This is a genomic window from Neisseria flava, from assembly GCF_982712965.1.
Map to the genome: position 1 here is coordinate 1 of NZ_CEXQBZ010000046.1, position 10,856 is coordinate 10,856.

Genomic DNA, 10,856 nt, shown 5'->3' on the forward strand with positions numbered 1-10,856 from the left:
GAGAAGCCCAAAATGGTTGAATCTCAGTATCCTCAATCCCCTCTCCCCGTGGGAGAGGGCTAGGGAGAGGGCGGTAAGCGCAAGCTTACTTTGGGCAAACGCCAATCTTGCAGGCAGCCTGTCGAATCATCGGATATTTGCGATGCCGGAAGATGATTTCGTTTGTGCAGGAATGCGGCAATTTTTATCGGTTCCAGCCAAAGGTCGTCTGAAACCTGTTTAAGCTGCCTCAAACAGTTTTCTCATGGCTTCGATTTGGTGTTGTTTGAGTTCGCCTGCTTCGTCGCGGCCGACGAAGATTTTGAACATGGCGCCGCCGTTGCGGTTGATGAAGTTGAGCGAGCAGGTGTCTTTGCCCATAAACGGACGCTCTAAAAGGTAGATGGCGGCGCAGTTTTCGTAATAGATATGACCGTGTACGCCGCCGTCGGTTTCGGGGTGGTCGAAATTGTAGAAGCCACGGCCGACTTTGCCGCCGGGCAGTTTGCCGGTGACTTCGACGATGGCGTCGGGGGTGTGGGCGATGAAGGTGACGGCTTCGTCCCAAGCGGCGACGGCTTGGAGGATTTCGACGATGCGGCTGCCTTCGGTTTGGCGGATGCAGTTTTCGGGCAGGCAGCGGATGACGTCTTCAAAGCTGCATTGGTTTTGCCCGGCGAGCATTTCGAGCACTTGGCCGGGATTTTTTTCCAATGATTGGCGCAACATGATTTGTTGTTCGGATGAAAGTTTTTGCATGGTTTGATCCTTTTCTTGGGTCGGAAGGGTGAGCATGAGTTTACGGATGAGGGTGGGCGACCAGTAGCGGCCGCTGGTGTTCAGGCGGATGAGGCCGTCTGAACCTTTTTCTTCAAAGAGCTGCATTGCCTGCCATTGGGCAATCAGCTTCTGCGCGGCGGCGTTGCCGTCAAACAGCGAGGGATTCAGACGACCTGTTTCCATGTCGTGCTGCACTTGTCCGAGCAGGGTTTTGTTCGGGCTGTGACCGCTCATGAAGGCGATGTTTTTTTCGCCTTTCGGGGTGGCGAGGTAGCTGTCCAAATCGCCCTGCACCTGATAGCTGAAGCCGCCGAGGTTGCCGCCTGCGCCGGAGCCGAACGCCCAGCAGGGGATATTGGATTTGACCAGAGTGTTGTAGCGATTGCGTTCGCCGCGGCCGGGATAGGCGAAATGGCTGTTGCTGACTTGGTTCCAGCCTTTTTGCGCCAGCGTTTCGACGGCGTAGGCGTATTGGTCTGCCTGAACGTCGAAACCGGGCGGGGCGGGAAATGCGCCTTTCTCCACCATGCGGTTGATAGGCAGCATGGGATAGAGGTTGAAGGCGTAGGTGTCGAGTCCGGACAAAGGCAGGGCGGTGGCGCGTTCGAGGTCGTTTTGCCAAACGGCGTCGGTTTGGTTGGGCAGGCCGAACATCAAATCGACAACGATGACGGCATTGATTTCACATAGTTTTTCCAGATAGGCAAAGGCTTCGTCGCCGCCGTGTTTGCGACCGAGGCGGCGGCGGATGGCGGTGTCGAAGGTTTGCACGCCGATGGAAATGCGGTTGGCGCCCGCTTCGATGCAGGCTTGGGCTTTTTCGATGTCGAAATGGCTCATGCGGCCTTCGATGGTGAACTCGCAGTCGTCAGCAATCGGCAGGTATTGGTAACAGGCGCGGATGAGTCTGGCGAGGTCCGGGGTTTGCAGCGCGGTGGGCGTGCCGCCGCCGAAATAGACGGCGCGGATTTTGCCGTTGCCTTGGCGGATTTCGGATTCCGCCGCCATTTCTTCGATGATTTTGTCGGTGTAAACGCTGCTGTAACTCTCTTTCCATGCGTTGCGGTAGAAGCCGCAGAACACGCAGTGGTTGGCGCAGAAGGGGATGTGCAGATAGGCGAGCGCGTCGGAATCGGCGGCATGGGGGAGCTTCTGCCGCCAGATGTTCTGCCATTGCGGACGGGGAATCGGTATGCCGCCCCATATCGGCATCAACGCCTGCCGTTCGGGAAAGGCTTTGGGCGCGGATTGGCGCGGTGTCCAAACAAGCTGCTGTTCCATATTTGATTAAAAATGATTATTAACCATATTTGAAAATTAAATCACTAGTGATAGGTAGTGTCAAGGGACGATAGCGAGGGGAAACAGAAAATGAAAAGTATCGGTAACTGACTATAGTGGATTAACTTTAAATCAGGACAAGGCGACGAAGCCGCAGACAGTACAGATAGTACGGCAAGGCGAGGCAACGCCGTACTGGTTTAAAGTTAATCCACTATAAATTTTGAGGTCGGCATTGTGCGGGATGGCTTGAGGTCGTCTGAAAAATCAAAGATTTGATTTGCTGTTTGGCTTGAGTGTCAGGCATTTAACCCATGACCTGTTTTCAGACGACCTCTTGGGTTCATGTTAAAACTTAAGCTGCACACGGGCGGCGAAATTGCGGCCGGTTTCAGTGTACAAATCCATCACGCTTGAGCGGCTCATGCCGGCGACGTCTGCGTGTTGCCAGTATTTTTTGTTGCCGATGTTGTAAATGTTCGCGCCGATTTCGACGTTTTTAGACGGCCTGTACCACGCGCCGACATCCCATACGCCGTAGCCCGGCGCTTGGAAAACGCTGTCGCTGCTGACGCGGCTGTGTTTTTTCGACCAGCGCAGTTTGGTATCGACGCCCCATTTTTCTTGCGCGTAGTCGATGCCCAAAACGCCGTTGAGCGGGTAGGCGGAATCCAGCGGCGTGCCGTCTTGCTGTTTGCCGCGCATCCAAGCGATGCTGCCGGAAACCTGCCAGCCCGGCAGGAATTTGTAGGCGGCGGAGGCTTCTGCGCCGTAGGTTTTGACCCTATCCAGGTTTTGATATTGGTACTGGATAATCGGGCAGCCGCCTATGGAGGCAGTGCCGACTTCGGTGCGGTCGATGAAGTTTCGATAACGGTTGTAGAACGCGGTAACTTGCGCGCGGGCGCGTTCGTTTTTGAACTTCATGCCCAATTCGAAGCTGTTGGAGCGTTCGGATTTGAGGTTGGCATTCGGGATGACGGCATAGCCGTAGGTTGTGTTGGCAAACGCCATAGTCGCGCTGTCAAACGGCGGCGTGCGGAAGCCTTGTGAATAAGTGGCAAAACCGGTGAACTGCTCGCCCATCGGTACACTCAGGCGCAGGCTGGGCGTGAGTGCGGAATCGTTGAAACGGGTTGCCGTACCGTCAGGGTTGGCGTTGAGATAGGCTTGGTCGGTTTCGGTGTTCAGCCTATCTTTTAGGACAGCCCGTATCCAAGACCTTTACCACACAAACAAAAGGTCGTCTGAAAACCCGTATTTCAGGTTTTCAGACGACCTTTTTACTGCTGAAACAGCTGACCGATCAATCAGTCATGACCGATATCGACGGTTTTCTCTTTGTAGCGCGTATCGGGGACGAGGACGATTTTTTCGTCCACTTTGCCGATGGCTTTCACATCTTTGCCCGGGTAGTCCAACTGATGCAGGAAGTAGCGGATACAGTTGAGGCGGGCGCGTTTTTTGTCGTCGGAACGGATAATGACCCAAGGCGCATCGCCGGTGTGGGTGTGGAAGAACATGGCGTTTTTGGCTTCGGTGTAGTCGTCCCAACGGTCGAGCGACTGGATGTCCACGGGGGAAAGTTTCCAGTGTTTCAGGGGATCGTCGCGGCGGGAGATGAAGCGGCGCAGTTGTTCTTCGCGGGATACGGAGAACCAGAATTTGAAGAGGTGGATGCCGCTGGCAACGAGCATACGTTCCAATTCAGGGGTTTGACGCATGAAAAGCAGGTATTCGTTGGGTTCGCAGAAGCCCATCACGCGCTCTACGCCGGCGCGGTTGTACCATGAACGGTCGAAGAATACCATTTCGCCTGCGGTCGGCAGGTTTTGGATGTAGCGTTGGAAATACCATTGACCGCGTTCGGTGGTGGTCGGTTTTTCCAAAGCGACAACGCGTGCGCCGCGCGGATTCAAATGTTCCATAAAGCGTTTGATGGTACCGCCTTTACCTGCGGCGTCGCGGCCCTCAAACAGGCTGACGATGCGTTGGCCGGAGTCTTTGACCCAGCTTTGCACTTTCAGCAATTCGATTTGCAGCTTTTGTTTTTCTTTTTCGTATGCGGCGCGGCGCATACGTTGTTTGTAGGGGTAGTTGGCGGGAAGCGGCGCGCTGCTGGAGTCTTCGTCCGTACCGCGTCCTTCGTGTTCCAAAACAGCTCTTTCAAAAACTTGTAACTGGTCTTGTTTTTCGCCCAATTCAACGTTTTCGAAGGGTTCTAACTGATGATCTGCCATAGGGTCTCCTTATTGCTTAAGTTTGAAATGATATGGTGTGGGATGACTTGATTTTACTCCTTTTGTGCTGCTGCGGACTACATAAAATTACACTGCGCCATTTTTTTCGGCGCGGTCTGCTAATTTGTGTAAAAACGGCGTATAATCAGGCTATTTGCACCACAGCCATGCCCTATTTCGCCCTGTTTGACGATGCCGTGAGCGGCCGCGCAAAACTCTATCAAAATCATGTGGAAAGCCGCCTTTTCCATCATAACGAACTGGATTCGCTAAACGATGCGCTGCAAAAGGGCTGGCAAAAAGGGCTGCATGCTGTGTTGTTTGCAGACTACGAATTCGGTTTGCCGCTGATGGGGATAGCGTCCGAACGCGGCGGCAATCTTGCCCTGCACTGGTTTGCTGACTGCGCCGATATCAATGCCGAAAGCTGGCTTGCCCAAAATTCAGACGACCTCCCCGCCGGCATCTCCACGCCGCAATCCTCCGTATCCGAAGCCGATTACCTCGACCGCATCCGCCAAATCCACGAAGCCATCCGGCGCGGCGACACCTATCAAATCAACTACACCACCCGCCTGCACCTGCAAGCCTACGGTAACCCCGTCAGCCTCTACCGCCGCCTGCGCCAACCCGTCCCCTATGCCGTTTTGTCCCACTTGCCCGATGCGGCAGGAAAATCCGCGTGGACGCTGTGTTTCTCGCCCGAACTCTTCCTCAAAATCGGTGCGGACGGCACCATCAGCACCGAACCGATGAAAGGCACCGCGCCGATTTTGGGCGACGGGCAAGACGAACGCCGCGCCGCCGAGTTGCAAGCCGACCCGAAAAACCGCGCCGAAAACGTGATGATTGTCGATTTGCTGCGCAACGACCTCGGCAAAATCGCCCAAACCGGCAAAGTATGCGTGCCCGATCCGTTTAAAGTATCGCGTTTCGGCAGCGTCTGGCAGATGACCAGCACCATCCAAGCCCAAGCCCTGCCGCACATCACCGCCGCCGACATCCTCCGCGCCGCCTTCCCCTGCGGCAGCATCACCGGCGCGCCCAAACGCATGAGTATGCAGATTATCGAATTGCTCGAAGCCGAACCGCGCGGCCTGTACACCGGCAGCATCGGCTACCTGAATCCATGCGAAAGTGGGCTTGGGTTTGAAGGCATATTCAACGTCGTCATCCGCACCTTATCGCTCAAACCCGTTTCAGACTCGATTTCAGACGACCTAGATAGTGGATTAACAAATCAGGACAAGGCGACGAAGCCGCAGACAGTAGAGATAGTACGGCAAGGCGAGGCAACGCCGTACCGGTTTAAAGTTAATCCACTATATCAAGGGGTGTACGGCGTCGGTTCCGGCATCGTCATCGACAGCGACCCCACCGCCGAATATCGGGAATGCGGCTGGAAAGCCCGTTTCCTCAACGAATTGCGCCCCGCCTTCGGCATCTTCGAAACCATGCGCGTAGAAAACAGGCAATGCCGCCTGCTCGGCCTGCATTTAGGTCGTCTGAAAACCTCCGCCCAAGCCTTCAACCTGCCCCTGCCCGACGATGGCGAAACCCGAATCCGGCAATACATCGCCGACTTGCCCGACGGCCTCTTCCGCCTGAAAGCCGAACTCGTTTCAGACGGCCTCATTCTCAGCCATGCCGCCACCGCCGAGCTGTCCGCCCCGCAGCGCGTCATCCCCGCCCCGCAACCCCTCCCGCGCCGCGACTACCTGCGCCGCTTCAAAACCACCCGCCGCACCCTGTACGACCAAGCATGGCAAACCGCCGAAACACAAGGCGCGTTCGACAGCCTGTTTTTCAATTCAGACGGCCTCCTGCTCGAAGGCGGCAGAAGCAACGTGTTCGTCAAATACCAAGGGCAATGGCTCACCCCGTCTCTGGATTTGGACATCCTCAACGGCGTCATGCGCCAAGCCGTATTGCAGCAGCCGCAAACCTACTTGGGCGCGGACGCAGTCATCGAAACCCACATCACCCGCGACATGCTCGAGCGCGCAGAAAAAATCCGCCTCTCCAACGCCTTGAGGGGCGTGTTTGAGGCGGATTTGGTTTATTAGGAACAATAAATGATTTCCTGAAAACGGATAAAGCCGACAGGCGGAGTATTCGTGAAACGGGTTATATGTCTGAAGCTTGAGTGTTCACAAACATGCGCACGGCCTTACCCTCATAACGCTGGTTCAACCACGCCTGTAAGCGTTCGCGATCTTTGGCAGGCAAAGGCTCCTTAAATTCGAGCGAGACAACGACAATATCGTCATGTTCGCCTGTTTCCGATTTAGTATTTTTGCTGCTTTCAGGCTGCTCGGAAACAGGCTCTGTTTGCGCTTTCTCCCAAACCAAGCCGCGTCCGACAACGATTTTTTCCGCTTCGGGATATTGGGCTTTTATTTCCTTGAGTACCGCAGCATCGTCAGCACCGGCGGTATCGGCAGTTTTGCCCGCAAGCACGGTATCGATGTAGGCTTGCTGCTCTTTCAGCTCGTTTTGCAACTGTACCGAGTTGTTTTGGCTTGCCAGCAATTCTTCGATTTTGGCATCGTTCCCTCCCGCATAAACCACGTTTACCTTCGGCGCTTTCACACCTGACGCTTCAAGGCTTTTCACCAGCAAGGCGGAAATTTTCTCGGCATTGCCCGTTCCATTGACAATCAGATCGACTTTATTTTCTCTATGGTTCAACATCTTACGCAGCACGAAAAAACCTTCCTGTTGCTGCGCAGTGGCAATGGCGGCATTGGCTCTGGTGTTGAAGATTTCCTGACGCACCAGTCCTGATGCCATATAGCCGCTCGGAATCATCACAGCCAACACGACGGCAGTAATCATGATACTTTGCAGCCGGCGTTTGGATTCTTTTACCAACCCCCTGCGCGGCAGCTTGAGCAGCTTGGAAAACAACAAGGTCGAAAAAGCGATGAACACGCAGTTGATGGCAAAAAGATATGAAGCACCGAGAAAGTAGTGCCAGTTGCCATGTGCCAGTCCGTAGCCCGCAGTACACAGGGGCGGCATCAATGCAGTCGCAATCGCCACTCCCGGTATGGCATTGCCTCCCTCTTTTCGGGTCAGCGCCACAATACCCGCACTACCGCCGAAGAAGGCAATCAACACATCCCAAAGGGTCGGCTGAGTACGCGCCAAAAGCTCGCTTTGCGCCCCTTTGAGCGGGGTTAACAGGAAATACAACGTAGCGGTAATCAAGCTGATGACGACGAATATAATAATATTGCGCATCGCTTGACGGATCAGCGCAGTATCCCCTACCGCCAAACCGTAACCCATACCTACAATCGGCCCCATCAACGGCGAAATCAACATCGCGCCGATCACTACCGCCGTGCTGTTTACATTCAGACCGATACTCGACACGGCAATGGCAAACATCAATACCCACATATTGGTTCCGGTCACCCGAGTATTGGCGCGGATGGTGGCATCGATCTTATCGGGATGAGCTTGGTCATGCGCAAGATTGAACACATCTTGCAACTTGGTCATGGCACCATTGTCTTCTTGTTCCTGCTTTTCTTGTATTTCCTGATTTTTACTTTCTTCCTGATCTTGCATGTGCGTATCCTAAAGTTTTAATAGTTTATTTTAAACATCTAAGTTCATAAAGAATTTTTGAGTAATGAAATAATGCCTTGCCATTACGGCTAAATCTGACAGGCACACTTCCCGCAATATACAATATATTAGCATACGTCCGCAAACTTCCTCCGTTAGATGAAGGAAGGGCAAAGTTGCCGTTACAGCAAGCCGTAACGTGGGCTTTGCCCACGAAATGAATGTCGAAATGAAAGTCTATGTGACTGTTGTCGGATTTAGTTGTTGGATGGTGGATTTCGTGGGCAAAGCCCACGCTACTTGGGTTATCCCAAATCTGCCTTGATTGAATAAAAGGTCGTCTGAAAATGAACGCGAACGGGTTTCCCTAACACCCAAATCCCAAAGTTTTCAGACGACCTTATTTTTGCCTGCAACCTGCCCCAATCCCAACCTTCCCCCGCCGGACGGGGGAAGGGACAAGTTCCGTTGCAACAACGAGTAGCGTGGGTTCTACCCACGATATAAATGCAAGAATAACCGCTAAATTCAAATTGTGGACAACAGGCTCGCGGACGAGGCCCACGCTACTCATTAACTTCCAAGCCCCCATTAATCTCATAAAAAGGTCATCTGAAAACGGGGAAATCAGTTTTCAGACGACCTTTCCGCTTATTAACTTATTGATACCAAAGAAAAACAAATTCCCGCTTGTAGGTTAAAATCAGGCTATGCTAATATGCACAACAACAGGTTTTTCCAGAATAATCTGTGTTAGAATGCAGACTTAGATGGAAAACTCTATCCGAACTCGGTACAATACCGACGAATTTATTTCTCTTAAACAACCCGCCGCAAGGCAAAAGGAACGACTGATATGTCAAACATCGAACAACAAGTTAAGAAAATTGTTGCTGAACAACTGGGCGTAAACGAAGCCGAAGTAAAAAATGAATCTTCCTTCCAAGACGACCTGGGCGCAGATTCTTTGGACACCGTAGAATTGGTTATGGCTTTGGAAGAAGCTTTCGGTTGCGAAATCCCCGATGAAGAAGCCGAAAAAATCACTACCGTACAACTGGCTATCGACTACATCAACGCCCACAACGGCTAATTCGGTCGCACCAAACATCCCCAGCCTCTGCTGCGTTAGCGCAATAGAGGCTGTTACCTTATATATGTGGGGCAAAATCCGTTATAATAGCCGCCCGGAATCCGATTCCGAACCGCTATTATCATTTTCAGACGGCATCTTGCCGCATCCCACCGAAAACCAACAGCGAGATTATCATGAGTCAGAGAAGAGTAGTCATCACAGGCCTCGGCCAAGTATCACCGGTCGGCAACGACGTCGCCACCGCATGGAGCAACCTGCTCGCAGGCAAAAGCGGCATCGGCCGGATTACCCGCTTTGACGCATCCGACATCAACAGCCAAATCGCCGGCGAAGTGCGCGATTTCGACATCGGCCAATACATCAGCGCGAAAGAAGCCCGCCGCATGGACGTGTTCATCCACTACGGCATCGCCGCCGCGCTGCAAGCCATTGAAGATGCCGGTTTGGACGCATTGGAAAGCCTCGACAAAGACCGTGTCGGCGTGAACATCGGTTCCGGCATCGGCGGTCTGCCCAGCATCGAAGCCACCGGTAAAGCCGTTATCGAAGGCGGCGCGCGCAAAATCAATCCTTTCTTCATTCCCGGTTCGCTGATTAACCTGATTGCAGGTCACGTTACCATCCTCAAAGGCTACCGCGGCCCGAGCTACGGCATGGTTTCCGCCTGTACCACCGGCGCGCACTCCATCGGCGACTCCGCCCGACTGATTAAATACGGCGACGCCGACGTGATGATTGCAGGCGGTGCCGAAGGCGCGATCAGCACTTTGGGCGTAGGCGGCTTCGCTGCAATGAAAGCCCTTTCCACCCGCAACGACGATCCCGTCACCGCTTCCCGTCCGTGGGACAAAGGCCGCGACGGTTTCGTCATCGGAGAAGGTGCGGGCGTGCTGGTGTTGGAAGAATTGGAACACGCGAAAAAACGCGGCGCGAAAATTTACGCCGAAATCGTCGGTTTCGGCATGAGTTCCGATGCCTACCACATCACCGCTCCGAACGAAGAAGGCCCTGCATTGGCGGTTACCCGCGCGTTGAAAGATGCCGGACTGAATCCCGAAGACGTCGATTACGTCAACGCACACGGTACATCCACTCCGTTGGGCGATGCCAACGAAACCAAAGCGCTCAAACGCGCGCTTGGCGACCATGCCCGTAAAGTTATTGTCAACTCCACCAAATCCATGACCGGCCACTTGCTCGGCGCGGCAGGCGGCGTGGAAGCGTTGTACAGCGTGTTGGCAGTACACGAGCAAAAATCCCCGCCGACCATCAACATCTTTGAACAAGACATCGAGGCGGGCTGCGATTTGGATTACTGCGCCAACGAAGCGCGCGACGCGAAAATCGACGTTGCCATCTCCAATTCCTTCGGCTTCGGCGGTACCAACGGTACGCTGGTGTTCAAACGTTTCAAAGACTGATTGAAGCGGTTTGAAACAAGACAAAAGGTCGTCTGAAAACCTGAAACAAAGGTTTTTCAGACGACCTTTTTAAATAATGCAATGTTTCAAAATCAGTCAAACCGCAGCATCGACCTTGCCAGCAGACACATCAATCTAATCTTGAATCGGACAAATATAGTGGATTAAATTTAAACCAGTACGGCATTGCCTCGCCTTGCCGTAATATTTGTACTGTCTGCGGCTTCGTCGCCTTGTCCTGATTTAAATTTAATCCACTATAGGAGACCTTTGCAAAAAAGCCCTTCCCCCGACAGCCGGAACCCAAACACAGGTTTTCGGCTGTTTTCGCCCCTAATTGCGCCTAATTTTACCCAAATACCCCCTTAATCCTCCCCGGATACCCGATAATCAGGCATCCGGGCCGCCTTTTAGGCGGCAACAGGCACACTTAGCCTGTTAGCCGCTTTCAACAGGTTCAAACACATCGCCTTCAGATGG

General features: G+C 53.4%; 8 protein-coding genes and 2 pseudogenes. 5 read left to right on the forward strand and 5 right to left on the reverse strand.

Translation table 11 applies throughout. The features are described 5' to 3' along the window. A partial coding sequence (locus tag AC5M9B_RS03135) for a hypothetical protein (protein ID WP_487648242.1) occupies window positions 1-223 on the forward strand: 223 nt, incomplete at its 5' end. Here AC5M9B_RS03135 and hutW read toward each other — a convergent pair. Further along, window positions 220-2,040 (reverse strand): heme anaerobic degradation radical SAM methyltransferase ChuW/HutW, encoded by a 1,821-nt coding sequence (gene hutW, locus AC5M9B_RS03140; RefSeq protein ID WP_209283057.1) that lies wholly within the window; start codon window positions 2,038-2,040, stop codon window positions 220-222. The two genes, AC5M9B_RS03135 and hutW, sit on opposite strands and share 4 nt — an antisense overlap. A gap of 97 nt (window positions 2,041-2,137) precedes the next feature. Between hutW and AC5M9B_RS03145 the strand changes: the two are divergent. Beyond that, a pseudogene (locus AC5M9B_RS03145) lies at window positions 2,138-2,257 on the forward strand (IS5/IS1182 family transposase); the annotation flags it as partial. A gap of 131 nt (window positions 2,258-2,388) precedes the next feature. Here the strand turns inward: AC5M9B_RS03145 and AC5M9B_RS03150 are convergent. Continuing rightward, window positions 2,389-3,255, reverse strand: coding sequence for a TonB-dependent receptor domain-containing protein (locus tag AC5M9B_RS03150; protein ID WP_487648244.1), 867 nt, complete (start codon window positions 3,253-3,255; stop codon window positions 2,389-2,391). Window positions 3,256-3,350: 95 nt separating this feature from the next. After that, window positions 3,351-4,280: a polyphosphate kinase 2 gene (gene ppk2, locus AC5M9B_RS03155; protein WP_070655283.1), complete on the reverse strand. Its 930-nt coding sequence runs from the start codon at window positions 4,278-4,280 to the stop codon at window positions 3,351-3,353. A 167-nt stretch (window positions 4,281-4,447) separates the two neighbouring features. On the opposite strand from ppk2, the gene AC5M9B_RS03160 reads away from it, so the two are divergent. Then, window positions 4,448-6,346, forward strand: a complete 1,899-nt coding sequence (locus AC5M9B_RS03160; protein WP_070655285.1) for a bifunctional chorismate-binding protein/class IV aminotransferase — start codon at window positions 4,448-4,450, stop codon at window positions 6,344-6,346. A 61-nt stretch (window positions 6,347-6,407) separates the two neighbouring features. On the opposite strand, the gene AC5M9B_RS03165 is transcribed toward AC5M9B_RS03160, so the two are convergent. Further along, the gene (locus tag AC5M9B_RS03165; protein WP_070655288.1) at window positions 6,408-7,859 is read right to left on the reverse strand and encodes a DUF389 domain-containing protein; all 1,452 of its coding nucleotides are present in this window, start codon (window positions 7,857-7,859) and stop codon (window positions 6,408-6,410) included. An 856-nt stretch (window positions 7,860-8,715) separates the two neighbouring features. Between AC5M9B_RS03165 and acpP the strand changes: the two genes are divergently transcribed. Beyond that, on the forward strand, window positions 8,716-8,952 hold the full coding sequence (gene acpP, locus AC5M9B_RS03170; protein WP_003742600.1) for an acyl carrier protein: 237 nt from the start codon (window positions 8,716-8,718) through the stop codon (window positions 8,950-8,952). Between the two features lie 176 nt (window positions 8,953-9,128). Then, entirely contained in the window at window positions 9,129-10,376 is a 1,248-nt protein-coding gene (fabF, locus tag AC5M9B_RS03175; RefSeq protein ID WP_487648243.1) for a beta-ketoacyl-ACP synthase II, read from the forward strand. A 151-nt stretch (window positions 10,377-10,527) separates the two neighbouring features. Here the strand turns inward: fabF and AC5M9B_RS03180 are convergent. Continuing rightward, window positions 10,528-10,647 (reverse strand): annotated as a pseudogene (locus tag AC5M9B_RS03180) (IS5/IS1182 family transposase); the annotation flags it as partial. Window positions 10,648-10,856 lie beyond the last annotated feature (209 nt).

Excerpts from the sequence above, each read along its gene's own strand:
- hutW (WP_209283057.1), bottom strand. The coding sequence starts at position 2,040 with ATGGAACAGCAGCTTGTTTGGACACCGCGCCAATCCGCGCCCAAAGCC.
- ppk2 (WP_070655283.1), bottom strand. The coding sequence starts at position 4,280 with ATGGCAGATCATCAGTTAGAACCCTTCGAAAACGTTGAATTGGGCGAA.
- AC5M9B_RS03160 (WP_070655285.1), top strand. The coding sequence starts at position 4,448 with ATGCCCTATTTCGCCCTGTTTGACGATGCCGTGAGCGGCCGCGCAAAA.
- AC5M9B_RS03165 (WP_070655288.1), bottom strand. The coding sequence starts at position 7,859 with ATGCAAGATCAGGAAGAAAGTAAAAATCAGGAAATACAAGAAAAGCAG.
- acpP (WP_003742600.1), top strand. The coding sequence starts at position 8,716 with ATGTCAAACATCGAACAACAAGTTAAGAAAATTGTTGCTGAACAACTG.
- fabF (WP_487648243.1), top strand. The coding sequence starts at position 9,129 with ATGAGTCAGAGAAGAGTAGTCATCACAGGCCTCGGCCAAGTATCACCG.